We start from the raw sequence: 14,752 nt of genomic DNA on the forward strand, positions 1-14,752 counted from the left end.
GCAATCACGACGCAAGGGAGGGGGTGATGGAGCCTCGCTTACCAGCCACCTTCGTCGTCAGCCGGCTTCGCGGATGCCGCGGGCGCGGCTGCAGCGGGCTTCGCCGGCTCCGCACTGGCAGCAGGAGCCGCGGGCTTGTCCTTGTCACAAGCCGCGAGCAAAAAGCAGACGGCCAATCCCAACATCAGGCGCTTCATGGCTGCATGGGAACACGGCTGCGGGCGCCTACCAAGGCAAAAGCGCAAGGACCGTTTGCGCGCTGGGGAGGCTCCGGACTTCGACCCACGCGTCGCCGCACAACTCACAGGCGCTCTCGCCGTTAGGCCCAAGCCAGGGTCCAACGACCGAGGCTATTCACGAGGTGCCACGTGGAGCCGACAAAAGACACCAAAGTGATCCGTTGGCCACACACCAGTCGCCGCTGGGTCCTCCGCGTCGAACACCACGCGAGCGTCAATCGGTTCCCCACGGAACTTACGATCAGGGCCCCGCACGTAGATATAGTCGATACGCCGCGGCGGCTCGTGAGCCAGCGCTGCATAGGGATTCCGTGAATCGAAGGTGTAGCCCGGCGCGCCGTCCCTGGCGCGACGCTCAGCGTCGCTCCCGGCGAACACCCAGACGTCAGTGAAGTAGACGGAGCGCCCATCGAGCGTGGTTAGGCCCCTCATGAAGCGCATCTCGTCAGAGTCCGGCTCGGCGTTGAAGTCGCCCATCACAATCGGTGGAAGACGCTGCTCGTCTAGCGGTGCCAGGCGAAAGACGTGGTCCACGAGGCTCGCGATTTGGCGCTGGCGCACATCGCTCTGATGAAGCTTCCAGTTGAGGTGCGTAACGAACACCGGCAACGGCCCGTGGGGGTGTTGCACCAGCGCGTAGAGCGCGCTCCGCTGCTCGCCGCTATCGCAGTCAGGCAGTGCGATCCGGGTGTGCTCCAAGATCGGGAAACGGCTGAGCAGCGCGTTACCAAACTGCAAGCCCCCACCGAAGTCAGCGGCCTTCGCGTAGGCAGCGTGGTAGCCGAGGCGCGCGTTGAGCTCGGCGAGCTGATCGCCCTCAGGATCTCCCGCGCGCCCCTCGAGCTGAAGCACCTCTTGCAACCCGACGACATCCGGAGCGAGCTCAGCAAGACCTTGACGAATCAGCTCCGCTCGCTGCGCCCACGGCCCAGATTTGTTCCAGATGTTCAGCGTCAACACCTTGAGTTCACGGTCCATCGTGGCGAGAGCCTACAGCAGTCGGACTGGTCTTAGGATACGCTTCTCTAGAGGACAGCATGAGCCGACACCACCACGACGATCACCATCATCATCACCACGACGGGCATCACCACCACGATGACCACCATCACCGCGACGGGGGGAGCCGCGACGGGGAGCGCCGCGACCGCGGGCCAGCAGGCAGCGAGTTCCTGGACCTCGAGCCGACTCGGATGCTGCTCGGAGCTGCGTCTGGTGTCGCCAAGGAGGTCGTGGTGGAGCTGCTGCGCGCCGCGGTACGCAAGCGTCTGGAGGAGCGTCTCGGTGCCGAGATCGAGCGCATCGGCTTCGCGGCGGCGGACGTCTTGGCGGATGACTTCGAAGCCAACCGGCGCATCGAGGCCGTGCTCGAGGAGCGAAGATCCTCACGGAAAGACCTGGAGGAACGGCTAGCGGAGAGCCTGCGCGACAGTCAGGCGAGTGCTGCACCAAGCGCCGCTGCTAGCGATGCCCCCAAACCCGCGCGCCGCACCAAGCGCGGACGCTAGGCCTGAAGCGCCACGCCCGAAGCGCAATGTCAGCGGCGTCGTGACCTGGGGGAACCCCGTGATATAGCGACGCCGTGACCCGTGCCAGCGGCGCCCTCAACGAAACCCCCGGGGCTGAACCAGAGCCCGACGGTGGGCGCGTCGGCCCCGGACTCGCGAGGCTGTGCATCCTCGCCGCTGCGATCCTGTTCTCGACCGGGGGTGCCGCCATCAAGGCGACGCAGCTCTCGGGCATGCAGGTAGCGAGCTTTCGCTCGCTGGTCGCCGCGCTCGCGCTGCTCTTGTTCTTGCCCCGAGCGCGGCGAGGGTACCGCCCGGCGAGCCTGGCAGTTGGCGTGGTGTACGCCGCCTGCATGGTGCTGTTCGTCCTGGCCAACAAGCTTACCACCGCAGCCAACTCGATCTTCCTGCAATCAGCAGCGCCGCTCTACGTATTGGTCGCGTCACCGTTTCTGCTGCGCGAACCAGTACGGCGAAGCGATCTGCTCTTCATCGTCACTATCGCCTGCGGCCTCGGACTGTTCTTTCTCGAGAGAAGACCCCAGGCGAGCGCACCCAATCCCGTGCTCGGCAATGTGCTCGCGACGGTGAGCGGCGTGTGCTGGGCCGGCACCTTGATGGGACTTCGTGGCCTGAGCGCGAAGAAGGTCGAAGGGCTCACGGCCGTCGTTTCGGGCAACCTAATCGCCGGACTGGTGTGTCTGCCCTGGGCCCTCAGCTCCGATGCAGCGCTTCCCCTCACGGAAACACATCTCGCGGATTGGTTGGCGATCGGCTACCTCGGCGCCGTACAGATCGGCCTCGCGTATTTCTGCCTCACATTGGGGTTTCGTCATGTGCCGGCACTCGAGGCGTCTCTCTTGATCCTGCTCGAGCCGAGCTTGAGCCCGGTGTGGGCATACTGGCTCCAGAGCGAGGTTCCCGGGATTTGGTCGATCCTGGGTGGTCTCCTGGTGTTGGGCTCGAGTGCAGCTCGCGGCTGGCTTTCCGCAAGTCAAACTCGACTTGCGGCGAAATCGATCCGCTGATTCCACGCCGCACGCCCTCGACAGTCGAACTTGCCCCGCGAGCGGAAGGCACTGGGAAGTCTTCCAGCAGAGAAACGCGCGTGATAAGCGCTGTAGTATGAGGACAATCGTAGCCAGCGTTTGCGTCTTGGGGGCAGCACTACTGGCCTGTAAGAGCGAGAGCTCAGGCAGTATCACCGTCAACGGCGCCGCCTTTGACATCGCCGAGTGCCGATCCGGCGAGGCCAATTCTCCACCGTTCTCGGGAGTGATGTTCTTCGACAGTGGCGGTAATCAGGTTCGCTTCGTTGGGAAGCCGGAGGGCGGCTTTCGCCTGTTCCACTTCACCAAAGGGCAGAGCATCGGCACGCTCGTGGGTGAAGACTGCGGCAGTCTCACCGTCAACAAGACGAACACCAAGATCAACGACATTGCCAACATCGAGGGCACGGTGTCCGCCAACTGCACAGGCGGTGGCCAAGCGGTGGTGGCGAACGTCAACTACGCCAAGTGCCACTGACGCTGCGTTGCTGAGGACGCTGCGCTGCCAAGAACGCCGCGTTGCTGAGAACCGCGTGCTGCTGGGGACGCGGCGTTCGCACCGCTAGAGCAACGCCACCGCTGGAACGCGGAACCAGCGACACTTGCACGGTGTTCTGGGCCAGATTTCCCGGCGGCTAGTGACCTGCTAAGACCTTGTGGGATGCCCTTGGACGAATCCCACAAGCTCTTCGCCGAGACCTGTCTACGCTTCGCGCGTGAACGCATCGCGCCTCACGTCGTGGAGTGGGAGGAAGCGGGGACCTTCCCCCGCGAGCTCTACACCGAGGCCGCGGAAGCTGGCATCTTGGGTGTGAGTTTCCCCGAGGAATACGGCGGCGGCGGCGGGGATCTGCTACACAGCTTGATCAGCGTAGAGACGCTGCTCGAGGGTGGTTCGAGTGGCTTGCTCGCCAGTATTGGTTCCTTGGGGATCGCCCTCCCCCCCATCCTCAACTTGGGTAACGAAGAGCAAAAGCAGCGGTTTCTGCCGCCGGTACTGAGTGGCGAGAAAATCGCCGCCCTCGGTATCACGGAGCCTGGGACAGGCAGCGACGTCGCAGGCATTCGCACCAAAGCCGTGCGAGACGGAGACCACTATGTCCTGAGCGGCTCGAAGCTCTTCATCACCAGCGGTGTACGCGCAGACTACGTGTCAGTGCTAGCTCGGACGGGGCCCGACCCCCACGGTGGTCTGACCTTCTTCGTCGTCGAACGCGGCATGCCGGGGTTCAGCGTGAGCCGGGCTTTGAACAAAACCGGCTGGTGGGCAAGCGACACTGCGGAGCTAGCGTTCGACGAAGTGCGTGTGCCCGTCGCCAACCGGATTGGGGATGAAGGGTCGGGCTTTCTGGCGATCATGCAGAACTTCCAGAACGAGCGGCTCTCGTTGGCGTTCTATGGCCACGCGACTGCGGAGATCTGCCTGAAAGATGCCATCGCCTATGCGAAGGAGCGCCAAGCGTTTGGTAAGCCGCTCGTAGGCTTTCAGGTGACGCGCCACAAGCTCGCCCACATGGCGACGCAAGTGCAAGCGGCAAAGACCTTCAACTGGGACGTCGCCAAGCGCGTTGCCGCGGGGGAATACCTCGTGGGAGAGGTCAGCATGGCGAAGAACTTCGCCTGCCAGGTAGCTCAGGAAGTTTGCTACGAGGCAGTGCAGGTCTTCGGTGGCATGGGCTATATGCGAGAGACGCGCGTAGAGCGGCTTTCCCGGGACGCACGCATCTTACCCATCGGCGGTGGCACCACGGAGATCATGAACGAGATCATCGCAAAGCAGCTGGGCCTTTGAGCGAGTCCAGCATGAGCTGACGAAAGGCCTCTGGATTGAAGCTCTCGCTTCCGCGAAGAAAGGCTTCGGCCAACTCGCGCTGCTCCGCAGCGACGTGATGAAGCGGCCCGGCGAGGCCCATCACCAGGTGCTTGCGCCCCTGAGTGTTCAGGAAATCGCGCTCTGCCAGCAGAACGCCCTGCAACACGAACAGGTCGTGATGGCGTCCCAGGTCTTGCTGCAGCCCCTTGAGCTGCTTGTGAATGCTGGCGTAACCCTCGCCGAGCAGCGGCGCCAGCAGCTCCACGGCGTAGCGCAAGCGCTTGATGTGGATTCGGACCTGGTGGAGGTGCTCGCCAGCAACGTCTGCTTTGGCGTCCGGTAGCGACGTGAGCAGCGCCTCGGTTCGAGGCTCAAGCGCTGCGCGCCCCAGCTCGTCGAGGGGTGCGACCAGTACCGCACGTACCAGGCTCTCGACGAGCTCGTGCAGTCCCCTCTGGATGCGTTCGGGTGAGAGTCGCCCAAGGCGCTTGCTCGTGGCCTTGCGTTCATCGGCGCGATGCTCGTCCACGCGCACGGCGACGTGCTCCAGCGCCGCTGCCTCCAAGTGCGAGGCTGAACGCTCAATCATTTCCGCGAGGTATTCGGAATTGACATCCCATTCGCGTAGCGCGCCCGCGCCCCGAGTGACCTTTCTCAGCGGTCGCCGCTTGGCGACATGCTCCGGCACCAAGAAGCCCAGCACCTCGAGCAACGCGCGCAGCCTGCGCGACGCGACGCGCAGGTCGTGGATGGCCTCCACCGGATCGCTCGCGCTCTCGAAATCCCAGTTGCTGAACAGAGCCCCCGCGTGCCGTGCCACGTAGGTGCGCAGGTGGCGCTCGTAGTCGCGGTTCTCGGGAGCGATCAGCACAGAGTCCTCGGGGGTTTGCTTCAAAAGCCCAGCCTTTGACGATGTCGCTTGTGCGTCGGTTTCGTTGACCATCGGCGCGCGAGGTTGAACAGCTGTCCCTTGTCGAATATCAGAAGGCAAAGGTCGATCCGTCTGCGTTGTGTGACGATTGGTCGAAGACGGTACTACAAATGAGCAACATCGGCGTGGACATGGGGGGAACCCGCATCAAAGCGGGGATCGTTGAAGGCGCGCGCATCTTGCGGAGCGAGACCGTCGACACGAACGCGGGGGCGAGTCCAAGCGACGTGCTCGACGCCGTGGCGCGCGCAGTGCGTGCGCTTACCACCACGCCGACCCGTGTTGGTTTCGCGATCCCGGGTGAAGTCGATGGCACCGGCGCCTGCTGGCAGTTGCCAAACGTGCCTGGCTTTGCGGGCGTCAACATTCAGCAGGAGCTCGAGCGTCGAGTCGGGTGCCCCGTGGTGGTGGAGAACGACGCGACGGTGGCCGCGCTGGGTGAGGCGCTCCACGGCTGGGGCGCGGAGTACCCGAGCTTTCTCATGGTGACGCTAGGCACCGGCGTGGGCGGCGGGTTGGTCCTGGACGGCAAGCTACGCCGTGGCAGCCATGGCTTCGCCGGTGAGATTGGGCACCTGCAAATCGATCGCTCTCCGAGCGCTCCCAAAGACGCTGCCGGTCTCGCTGGCACACTCGAGGCATACGCCGGCACCCATGCGCTGCTCGCCAAGTTTCGCGAACTCGGGGGTGAGGGTAGCGAGGTGCTCCACATCGCCGAGAGCGCTCGCCGCGGGGAAACGGCGGGGTGCAAGACATTCGAGATGATGGGCGAAGCGCTTGGCGAGGCATTGAACGGGATCCAGGTCGTGCTGGATCTGGACGCCATCGTCTTCACTGGTGGGATCTCGCGCTCGTTCGATTTGGTGGAGCCGAGCATTCGCTCGGCAATGCGTCGGCGCGCGTACGCCGAGCCGCTGGTCAGCGTGCCGCTGTTGCAGTCGAAGCTCGGGGACGCAGCAGGTTTGGTCGGCGCGGCGCACCTGGTCGACGCCTAAAACCTGAGCGATCCCGAGAGGGCTAGCGAGCCAGAGCGCGCGCCACTATACCCGGAGCCATGCAAGCGATCGTGATCCGCGAGTTTGGTGGCCCCGAAGTGCTCGAAGTGCGGGAGGTTGAAACGCCTGCCCCGGGTGAGCGCCAGGTTCGCCTCGCGGTGCACGCTACCGCGCTGAATCGCGCCGACTTGCTCCAGCGCCGCGGCATGTACCCACCGCCGAAAGGTGAGACGGAGATCTTGGGCCTCGAGTGCTCAGGGGTCGTCGATGCTGTCGGCCCAGGGGTGACCAAGCTCAAGCACGGCGATCGCGTGATGGCCCTGTTGCCTGGCGGTGGTTACGCAGAGCACGTCGTGATCCACGAGGATATGGCGATCCCGATCCCCGGGGGCATGAGCTTCGAGGAAGCCGCTGCGATCCCCGAAGCTTTTCTGACTGCGCAGGAGGGCCTGTTTGGCCTTGGCGGCCTCGAAGCCGGGCAAACGGTGCTCGTGCACGCCGCTGCAGGTGGAGTCGGCTCCGCCGGCGTGCAGCTCGCCCACCTGGCGGGCGGCAAGGTGATCGCCACCGCAGGCTCCGACACGAAGCTCGAACTCGTGAAGCGCCTGGGTGCGGATCTGTGCGTGAACTACAAAACCCAGGACTTCGCCGAGGAGGCCAAGAAGTTCTCTCCCGGTGGCGTGAACCTGGTGCTCGATTTCGTCGGTGGCAGCTACTGGGAGAAGCACGCCAAATGCCTGGCAATCGGGGGGCGCTGCGTGGTGATCGGCGTATTGGGTGGAGCGACGGCGAACGTGAACCTCGGACTGCTCTTGATGAAGCGCCATCAGATCCTCGGCCTGGTGATGCGCTCGCGCCCCTTGGCCGACAAGATCCGCATCACCCAGCAGTTCATCAGTCAAAACCTGCAGCATTTCCCCACTGGCGATCTGAAGCCAGTGCTCGACGAGGTGTTCCCGCTAGTCCAAGCGCAGCAAGCTCACGAGCGCATGGAGCAGAACGCAAACTCCGGGAAGATCATCCTCAAGCTGCGCTGACCACTCCAGTCCTTGGCGGCCTCAGCTCTCAGCGAACACGCGCGAGAGCGTCAGGTGCAGCTGACTCTGAATCAGCCGCATCACGCTCTCGAGATCGCTCCTCGACAGGTTCAGCTCTGCGATGAGCAAGCGACGTGTCTCGCTCAACAGCTGCTCACGCGCCTGGCCTACGCGTCGCGCCGCGGTGGCGCGATGTACTCCCCTGCCCGCAGCGATGACGTCAATGCTCGAACCTTGCCCGTAGTAGGCACGCAGCACGTTGCGTTGTTCGGGCTCTAGGTTCGCAGCAGCCCGTGTAAAAGCCGCACGGAATTGTTCTTTGTACAGTTCCTTCAAATAGGCCAGCTCGGGATCCTGGGCGTCGCTCCTCCCCCCCCCATGCCCCAGGAGGCTCGACTCCGGCTCGACGTGAACCGCGACCGCCTCCTGAGGCACCTCGCGTCGATCGCGTTTCAGGTTCAGCCAAGTTCGAGTCACCAAGACGCTGAGCCACCCGTCCAGCTCGCCGCTGCCAGAAAAGTTCGCGAGCTTGCTGTCGATGGGATCGAAGAGCTTGCCCTCCAGGCTGAACATCAGCTCGTCGAGATCGGGTCCAGCGCCTCGCGCAGCCACCCGAGCCGCGATGCGCTGCGCGCGCTTGCTCAAGTCCTTCAGCGCCCGTGGCTCACCCTGTAGCGCCAAGAAGGCCAGCCCCAAGTCGGCGAAAGCAACTCCATCCAACGCCTCGCGATCAGTCCCGGAACTGAGCAGGCGCTCCGCCACGTGTTCCGCGAAGACCTCCGCCTGGCCCTCGAGCTCAGGCCAGGCAGCGACGCACTCCGACCAAAAGCCAGCGAGATCCTGCTCGAGTGCAACGTCGCGGGGGCCGGCTCGCTCCGGCTCTTCGCCGAGGAGCCTCGCAGCCAGAGTGCGGGAAAAGCTCACGGCGTTTAGTATAGCCGAGGTCGCTGCCGCACCCGCGCGGCAAACCCGCCAGCGCCATGGCCGACGCCTCCGAACTAACGCAGCCTCTACGCTGCCCCGACGAAAACGCCCTTGGCGCCTTCGTCCAGGGGGGTGCGAGCGACGCCCAGCGACGGGAGATCGAGGCCCACCTGGAGCACTGCGCTGAGTGTAGCGGGGTCGTGCAACTCCTCGGAGAGGCGTTCATCAGTCGCGCTCAGCGAATCGAAGCGGGCCCCGCCAGCGAGCGTGCCGTCGAGAGCCTGGAGCCGCAACCGGGACACTATCTGGGCCGTTACCGCGTGGATCACGGTATTGGCGCCGGGGGTATGGGGCTGGTGTTCTCCGCGTGGGACCCGGCGCTCGAGCGCAGCGTCGCGCTGAAGCTACTGCGTCCCGAACTGGCGGCGACCCCCGAGGCGCGCGAGCGGTTGTTTGCCGAAGCGCGTACGGTCGCCTCACTGAAGCACCCCAATGTGATCCCCGTGTTCGACGTGGGTGAGGCCGATGGGCGCGTGTTCATCGCAATGGAACTCGTCGACGGCGTTACCCTGGACCGCTGGCGGGCGCTGACCAAACCAAGCCTCGAACGCCTGCTCGACGTGTTCCGCCAAGCCGGTGCTGGCTTGGCTGCGGCGCACGCCCAAGGTCTCGTCCACCGCGACTTCAAGCCGCAAAACCTGCTGGTCACGACCGATGAGCGGGTCTTGGTCACGGATTTCGGTCTGGCCTTCTCTGTGGGTGATGCGGCGAGAGAAATTGCCGGGACGCCGGCCTACATGGCCCCGGAACAGCGCGCAGGCACGGCGAGCGTCGCATCGGACCAATACAGCTTCGCGCTCTGCCTCGCGGAATCACTCGGCGCCACGCTGTCCCCTTCGGGGGCAGCTCCGGAGCTCCCGGCAAGCATCCCCGACTGGCTGCGCGCCGTGCTGCAACGGGCCCTCGCTCACGATCCGGCGACTCGCTATCCGGACTTGTCTGCCCTCGTCGCCGAACTCGAGGGCGGCAGCGGAGTCAACGCGAGCGCGCACGTCACCGCAAACGCGATCCTACTCGGCGGCTGGACCGTGCTTCACGGCTTCTGGTTGATCGTGATGATCTGGGCCGGGGTGAAGCTATGGCTCGACCCGAACCTGATGGATCCGCCCCAATCCGCCGAGAGCGTCCTAGTTCGCCCCACGGAAACGCCACGGGCAACGCAGCTCGCTGCGCTGCGGATCGACGCCCTGCCCCCCAAGGGCGCGGCTCGAGACAGCGCGCGCGAAGCTGAGAAGGTCGACCCGGAGGACGACGAGCCGCTCGATGAGGACCCGCTCGCGGACGACCCGGCGGACGATGAGTGGGTTGATGAGCCTCCCCTCACCTTCACCGATAGCGCGATCGTGACCTATTCGCTCTATTGGGGGACCTGGATGTTGCTCGGCGTGCTGTGGGCACCGCTCAACGCGATCGGGCTCTGGCGACGCAAGGCCTGGGCGCGGATCTCGACGATACTCTACGCCGGGTTCTCGGCCTTCTCGATCCTGGGGCTGCCCTACGCTGGCTACGCCATCTTCAGCCTGACGCGGCCTGGCGTCGTGCGGCTGTTTTCGCAGGTGCAAACCACGCGGGCTCCACTGCGAGCTGATTCCGTGGTGAAAGGCCAGGTGCACCTGATGATCAACACCCTCGTGCAGATCGGCCTCTGGCTGTTGCACCTCGGATTGTTCTGGGTGAGCTTCGAGTTCCTGCGCTTTGGCAACGAAGATGGCTCCTTGGACACACCACCCATCCTCATCATCGGCCTGGTGATGCACGGGCTTGGTATCCTTTGGACGCCGCTGAACGCCTGGGGGCTCTACAGGCGCGCGCCGTGGGCGCGTTGGTCTAGCTTGGTGTACGCGAGCCTGGTCTCCCTCACGGGCGTGGGCCTGCCATACACCGTCTACGCTTGGGTGAGTCTGAGCTTCGACTCGGTCAAGGCGCGCTTCGCCCCGAGCTAGTGTTCTGTCTTGTCTCGCTAGACAAAAGCAAAACGCGCGGCCGCCAGTTCGAGGCGCCGCGCGTTTCCGCATGGTTCAACTCAATTCACTTCTTGGTGTTGAACAGCGGGTGGAACTTGGCGGTGTCGATGCTCGTCGCCATCTCCAGCTGAGGCTGACCGCTTGCGGCGCCACTCGCCAGCCCGCCGTACAGCAGGTTGCCGCGCAGCGCGACGTTCAGCTTCTTTTCTCCCGCCTTGCGCAGGTCGGCGCTCAACTCCACGAGTGCCTCCCAGGCCAGCTTGATGAGATCCTTACGGATATCTCCTGAGTACGTGTCCAGGTTCGGCACGCGAACGAGCAACAGCACGTCGCTCGGGGTCTCTTGGCAGTAGGTCATGAAGTTGCCCTTGGTGGTGGCGGTGTTTTCGTCCTCGCCCCCCTCGAAGTTCTCCTTCTCATCAGCCTTGATCCGCACGGCAAATTTCTTCGCCAGCGCCGTGCACGCTGCGGTGTTGCCGAAGCCGACCTCTCCCTCGAACACGTTGATCTTCGCGTTCGCCTCGTGGAACTCCTTTTCACCGGGCTTTGGCTCACCCTTGCAGCCGACCAGGCCGAACAGGGACACCAACAACATTGCGAACACGAGTGATAGACGAATGTGCATGACTTCTTCCTTTGGTCTTCAGGCGAAACGTGGCCTCACGCTGAAGACCCAGCAGCAGCTCCTAGGTCGCGATCTTTTTCACGCGCCACGACACATTCGTCGCGACCTCGCTCGACCTCAGGGAAAAGCCCGCACCCACGCCAGCGCAGTGTTTTTCTTCCCCACGTCGACGCGTGTTTTTCTTGGGGGAGAGGCGCGCCGCAAGGACCCGGTACGGCAACACCACGCCGCGCTCAGCCGAGCACGCGCGCCAGGTGCCCCATCACGGCCGCCACATCCGCCGCAGCCAAGATCTCTTCGCGCGCCCGTTCGTCGATGCGCGTCCCCGCGAGCCGCTGACTCCAACCCGGAATGTCCAGCGCCACGATCGGCTTATCGAGCTGCCAAGCCATCGCAAGCTCGTTCAGCGTGCCCGCGCCCCCTGCGACGGCCACCACGGCGTCCGCGGAGTTGATGACCAGCGTATTGCGCGAGTAGCCGAGCCCTGAAGGGATGACGAGGTCCACATAGGCGTTGGCTCGCTCAGCGTCCGCGCTTGGAATGATGCCGACGACGCTGCCTTCGACATAGGCGGCGGATTCGTGGGCGCCCCGACTCGCCGCTTCCATCACACCAGTCATCCCGCCCGTTACCACGCGGTATCCGGCGTCGACGAGTGCACGACCGAGTTCTCGAGCCGCACTGTAGGCTTCGTCACTCGCCACACTGTTTCCCACCACAGCGACTACTTTGCGACGCATGAGAGGGCTTGTAGCACGCCCCGCTTTGCCCCAGATTGCCCACGGCTCGCTTTCAGGAGAGGTTTGTGAAGGACGCTTGGATTCTCGCACCGGTGCTCGTGCAGGTGCTGTTGACGATCGGGATGTACATCCGCCTCGCGGTAGCGAAGAAGCGCGCCGTGGCAGCCAACGAAGTCAACGAGGCGCGCCGCGCCCTCCACGATGACGCGTGGCCCGACTACGTGCTGCAGATCAACAACAACATCCGGAACCAGTTCGAGGTCCCGGTGTTGTTCTACGTCTTGGTCTTCGCCTTGCTCAGCCTGCAGCAGGCGGACGTCGCTGCCCAGGCGCTGGCTTGGCTATTCGCCCTAAGCCGCGTGGGGCACGCCCTGGTGCACACCGGCTCGAACTACGTCCCGCTGCGTCGACGCATCTTCACCGTCGGCGTGTTCGTCCTGCTCGGTCTAGCCGCACTCACCACCGTGCGGCTCATCCAAAGCGCGCTTCCGTAGGGTTTCTCGGCCGCGCCGTCAGGTGCCGATGGGCTTGAGCCGGATCAAACCGGGGCCTGGCTTAACCCGCGCCTGGCAGGCTAGGCGGGAGTTGTCAGGGCCATCGAGGAGCTCAAGCAACTCGCGCTCTTCGTCGTTGGGCTCCTCGAAGCACTCCATGCCCGCGAGCACTTCCACCTGACAAGTGCCGCAACTCGCCGAGCGACATGAAAACGGGATCGGCGCGAGCACTTGATCGCAGAGATCCACCAGGTCGCCCCCGTTGGGAGCGTCCAGCTGTTTGTCCCGGGCCATTCCGACCCCTAAAAACTCGACCTTCGGCACGTTGACTCGCTTACCCAAAACCAACGGACGCAACAAGCGGAGGCCGAAGCAAAAATCCGCAACCGACCGCTGAGGTGGGCGATTGGACGCCCATGACTCACACGAAGTTGCTCTGCGCGCCGCGCATCCACGCCCGTTCCATCGTCTCCGCGCTCACGTTGCTGGCTAGCCTCGGCGCCGCACCGTGCGCCCTCGCGGCTCAACCCCCAGCGCAAAACGGCGCTCCTGCCCCAGGCGATGCGTCGGTCAGCGCGCCGGATCCGGTGGACACAGCTGCACCAACGGCACCGACTGCTTTGGGGAGCGAGCCCCCGAGCAGCGAAGCAGCAACTCCACCAGCGCCGTACGGAAACGCCGCGCCCGCCACTCCGCCAGCATCACCCCCCGGAGACCAAGGGGCAGCGGAGGCCACACCAGCCGAGCCCCGTCACGGCTTGGTGCCGCTGCTGCGCGTCGGCTACATGGTGGGAGGTTCCGGTGACCTCGAAGAGGAGGGTTCCGGCGGTAAGACCAAGCTCGAGTACGACGACATCAGCAGCGCGGTGCTCGAGTTCGACCTGCTCGGGCACCTGAGCCCTGGGCTACGCATGGGAGGCGGGCTGATCGCACTGCCCACCAGCAGCGTTCATCTGAAGGGCGGTTCGGATTACGATGTGGGCAGCGAGGGCGCGTTGGTCTTCATCGTCGAAGGCGTGTTCGACCTGTCGCCAAAGGTCGCGCTCACGCTGCGCGGCTACGCCGGCTTCGATGTGTTGAACATCGGGGGTGACCTCAAGGACGCCCGGGAGTCGATCTGTGAAGACCAGGACTGTAGCTGGGACGATCAATACACGGGGGCTACGGCAGGGCTGGGTCTCGGCCTCTTGATCCCGCTCAAGAGCGTCAATCTCCGCGCGGATTTCATGACCCAGGCCTATTCCGTATCCGGCACGTTCGCCAGCGTCGGCAGCGCGAAGGCGGACCACACCCTCAGCGGCTCTCGCTCCTTCTTGATGGCCGGCCTGGAGCTTTAGTTTCCAGTGAGGCGAATCTGCGGCGAACTACGGAGACCGGACACTAGGCGGCCTTCGGTTGGAAGGAACCGCTCAAGGCCTGGATCTCCTCCAGAGCATTGGCCATCACGTCCTCGATCAGGTCGACGTCGAGCCCAGCTTCGACACACGCCTGTTCGTCCATGATGCGCTGAAGCTCCCCGATGTCCGCCCCGAACCCGAGCGTGTGCGCCATGATGGTCGCCGCGTGCACGCAAGTGACCACGCGGCGATCTTCGGGGTCTTGCACGGCCAGCGGAGCATGATGGTAGCGGACGATCTCCGCCAGCACCTCGGGCAGTTCCCACTGATGGATGACAGCCTCACCGACCACTGCATGATCCGTCCCGAGCACCGTCTGCTCGGCCTGCAACATCGCGTCTCCGGCGATCAGGCGATTCATGATCTCCTGTCGCCCCTCTTCCATGAACTCGCTGATCACGAGCTTGCCGCAGTCATGGAGCAAGCCAGCGGTAAACACGTGCCCGCGGATGGGTAGATCGAGACGGGTAGCGAGCGCGTCGGCGAAGATGGCGGTCGCCACCGAGTGGGACCACATGTCTTCCGCACGGATCCCATAGCCGTTCAGGGTTGGAGGCAGGACTTGCTCGAACGCCCCCGCGACGCTGATATCGAAGATGCGTTTCAGGCCGAGCAAGCTGACCGCGTGACCGACAGTACTCACCTGTCGCCTCAAGCCAAACGCGGCTGAGTTCGCCACGCGGAGCACCGAAGCGGTCAAACCCGGGTCGACCCGAATCACACGCTCGAAGTCATCTGCTCCCGCCATGTCATCATTCAACAGGCGAGTCAGCTCAGACACCGCGGCGGGAAAGGCCGGCAGGCGCTTGATTCGCCCCTCTAAGATTTTCTTGGAAATCGCCATGCCTGTCCTTGTCGAAGACAGGAACGGACGGGAATCGAGCACCTTAAGCGGTTTTGGTGTGTCCATCGGCGCAGGTGTGTGCGACTACCAAAAAACACGCTGAAAAAGCCTCCGACCCGAGAAGATCGATGG

16 protein-coding genes and 1 pseudogene are annotated in these 14,752 nt (G+C 64.3%); 9 read left to right on the forward strand and 8 right to left on the reverse strand.

Features of this window, described 5'->3' with window-relative positions:
• Nucleotides 1–38: 38 nt before the first annotated feature.
• Together H6718_03665 and H6718_03670 are read right to left on the reverse strand one after the other, a co-directional pair.
• Nucleotides 39–197: a hypothetical protein gene (locus H6718_03665; GenBank protein ID MCB9584465.1), complete on the reverse strand. Its 159-nt coding sequence runs from the start codon at nt 195–197 to the stop codon at nt 39–41.
• Between the two features lie 153 nt (nt 198–350).
• Nucleotides 351–1,199 carry an endonuclease/exonuclease/phosphatase family protein gene (locus H6718_03670; GenBank protein ID MCB9584466.1) on the reverse strand — a complete coding sequence of 283 codons (849 nt, stop codon included), beginning with the start codon at nt 1,197–1,199 and terminating at the stop codon, nt 351–353.
• A 77-nt stretch (nt 1,200–1,276) separates the two neighbouring features.
• Here H6718_03670 and H6718_03675 point away from each other — a divergent pair, with 77 nt between their 5' ends.
• The 4 genes and pseudogenes from H6718_03675 to H6718_03690 all read left to right on the forward strand — a co-directional run bounded on the left by H6718_03675 (nt 1,277) and on the right by H6718_03690 (nt 4,588).
• Nucleotides 1,277–1,747, forward strand: a complete 471-nt coding sequence (locus H6718_03675) for a hypothetical protein (protein MCB9584467.1) — start codon at nt 1,277–1,279, stop codon at nt 1,745–1,747.
• A gap of 155 nt (nt 1,748–1,902) precedes the next feature.
• Nucleotides 1,903–2,775 (forward strand): annotated as a pseudogene (locus H6718_03680) (DMT family transporter).
• A gap of 97 nt (nt 2,776–2,872) precedes the next feature.
• Entirely contained in the window at nt 2,873–3,274 is a 402-nt protein-coding gene (locus H6718_03685; GenBank protein ID MCB9584468.1) for a hypothetical protein, read from the forward strand.
• Nucleotides 3,275–3,457: 183 nt separating this feature from the next.
• Nucleotides 3,458–4,588, forward strand: coding sequence for an acyl-CoA dehydrogenase family protein (locus tag H6718_03690; protein ID MCB9584469.1), 1,131 nt, complete (start codon nt 3,458–3,460; stop codon nt 4,586–4,588).
• On the opposite strand, the gene H6718_03695 is transcribed toward H6718_03690, so the two are convergent.
• Nucleotides 4,563–5,504, reverse strand: a complete 942-nt coding sequence (locus tag H6718_03695; GenBank protein ID MCB9584470.1) for a CHAD domain-containing protein — start codon at nt 5,502–5,504, stop codon at nt 4,563–4,565. The two genes, H6718_03690 and H6718_03695, sit on opposite strands and share 26 nt — an antisense overlap.
• Before the next feature lie 146 nt (nt 5,505–5,650).
• On the opposite strand from H6718_03695, the gene H6718_03700 reads away from it, so the two are divergent.
• Entirely contained in the window at nt 5,651–6,535 is an 885-nt protein-coding gene (locus H6718_03700; GenBank protein MCB9584471.1) for an ROK family protein, read from the forward strand.
• A 59-nt stretch (nt 6,536–6,594) separates the two neighbouring features.
• Nucleotides 6,595–7,572 carry an NAD(P)H-quinone oxidoreductase gene (locus tag H6718_03705; GenBank protein ID MCB9584472.1) on the forward strand — a complete coding sequence of 326 codons (978 nt, stop codon included), beginning with the start codon at nt 6,595–6,597 and terminating at the stop codon, nt 7,570–7,572.
• Between the two features lie 21 nt (nt 7,573–7,593).
• On the opposite strand, the gene H6718_03710 is transcribed toward H6718_03705, so the two are convergent.
• Nucleotides 7,594–8,496, reverse strand: coding sequence for a hypothetical protein (locus H6718_03710; protein ID MCB9584473.1), 903 nt, complete (start codon nt 8,494–8,496; stop codon nt 7,594–7,596).
• Nucleotides 8,497–8,552: 56 nt separating this feature from the next.
• Between H6718_03710 and H6718_03715 the strand changes: the two genes are divergently transcribed.
• Complete coding sequence (locus H6718_03715; protein ID MCB9584474.1) at nt 8,553–10,499, forward strand: protein kinase; 1,947 nt, start codon at nt 8,553–8,555, stop codon at nt 10,497–10,499.
• An 85-nt stretch (nt 10,500–10,584) separates the two neighbouring features.
• On the opposite strand, the gene H6718_03720 is transcribed toward H6718_03715, so the two are convergent.
• Both H6718_03720 and H6718_03725 read right to left on the reverse strand, forming a co-directional pair.
• Entirely contained in the window at nt 10,585–11,145 is a 561-nt protein-coding gene (locus tag H6718_03720; GenBank protein MCB9584475.1) for a hypothetical protein, read from the reverse strand.
• Between the two features lie 233 nt (nt 11,146–11,378).
• Complete coding sequence (locus H6718_03725) at nt 11,379–11,885, reverse strand: TIGR00725 family protein (protein MCB9584476.1); 507 nt, start codon at nt 11,883–11,885, stop codon at nt 11,379–11,381.
• Between the two features lie 65 nt (nt 11,886–11,950).
• On the opposite strand from H6718_03725, the gene H6718_03730 reads away from it, so the two are divergent.
• Entirely contained in the window at nt 11,951–12,379 is a 429-nt protein-coding gene (locus H6718_03730) for an MAPEG family protein (GenBank protein ID MCB9584477.1), read from the forward strand.
• 18 nt (nt 12,380–12,397) lie between these two features.
• On the opposite strand, the gene H6718_03735 is transcribed toward H6718_03730, so the two are convergent.
• On the reverse strand, nt 12,398–12,673 hold the full coding sequence (locus H6718_03735; protein MCB9584478.1) for a (2Fe-2S)-binding protein: 276 nt from the start codon (nt 12,671–12,673) through the stop codon (nt 12,398–12,400).
• Between the two features lie 122 nt (nt 12,674–12,795).
• Here H6718_03735 and H6718_03740 point away from each other — a divergent pair, with 122 nt between their 5' ends.
• The gene (locus H6718_03740) at nt 12,796–13,716 is read left to right on the forward strand and encodes a hypothetical protein (protein MCB9584479.1); all 921 of its coding nucleotides are present in this window, start codon (nt 12,796–12,798) and stop codon (nt 13,714–13,716) included.
• A gap of 43 nt (nt 13,717–13,759) precedes the next feature.
• Here the strand turns inward: H6718_03740 and H6718_03745 are convergent, their stop codons facing one another.
• A complete protein-coding gene (locus tag H6718_03745) occupies nt 13,760–14,620 on the reverse strand; it encodes an HDOD domain-containing protein (protein MCB9584480.1) in 861 nt (286 codons plus the stop codon).
• Nucleotides 14,621–14,752 lie beyond the last annotated feature (132 nt).

The sequence above is a fragment of the Polyangiaceae bacterium genome (assembly GCA_020633205.1).
Taxonomy (GTDB): domain Bacteria; phylum Myxococcota_A; class Polyangia; order Polyangiales; family Polyangiaceae; genus JAHBVY01.

Excerpts from the sequence above, each read along its gene's own strand:
- H6718_03665 (MCB9584465.1), bottom strand. The coding sequence starts at position 197 with ATGAAGCGCCTGATGTTGGGATTGGCCGTCTGCTTTTTGCTCGCGGCT.
- H6718_03675 (MCB9584467.1), top strand. The coding sequence starts at position 1,277 with ATGAGCCGACACCACCACGACGATCACCATCATCATCACCACGACGGG.
- H6718_03685 (MCB9584468.1), top strand. The coding sequence starts at position 2,873 with ATGAGGACAATCGTAGCCAGCGTTTGCGTCTTGGGGGCAGCACTACTG.
- H6718_03690 (MCB9584469.1), top strand. The coding sequence starts at position 3,458 with ATGCCCTTGGACGAATCCCACAAGCTCTTCGCCGAGACCTGTCTACGC.
- H6718_03700 (MCB9584471.1), top strand. The coding sequence starts at position 5,651 with ATGAGCAACATCGGCGTGGACATGGGGGGAACCCGCATCAAAGCGGGG.
- H6718_03705 (MCB9584472.1), top strand. The coding sequence starts at position 6,595 with ATGCAAGCGATCGTGATCCGCGAGTTTGGTGGCCCCGAAGTGCTCGAA.
- H6718_03715 (MCB9584474.1), top strand. The coding sequence starts at position 8,553 with ATGGCCGACGCCTCCGAACTAACGCAGCCTCTACGCTGCCCCGACGAA.
- H6718_03720 (MCB9584475.1), bottom strand. The coding sequence starts at position 11,145 with ATGCACATTCGTCTATCACTCGTGTTCGCAATGTTGTTGGTGTCCCTG.
- H6718_03725 (MCB9584476.1), bottom strand. The coding sequence starts at position 11,885 with ATGCGTCGCAAAGTAGTCGCTGTGGTGGGAAACAGTGTGGCGAGTGAC.
- H6718_03735 (MCB9584478.1), bottom strand. The coding sequence starts at position 12,673 with ATGGCCCGGGACAAACAGCTGGACGCTCCCAACGGGGGCGACCTGGTG.
- H6718_03740 (MCB9584479.1), top strand. The coding sequence starts at position 12,796 with ATGACTCACACGAAGTTGCTCTGCGCGCCGCGCATCCACGCCCGTTCC.
- H6718_03745 (MCB9584480.1), bottom strand. The coding sequence starts at position 14,620 with ATGGCGATTTCCAAGAAAATCTTAGAGGGGCGAATCAAGCGCCTGCCG.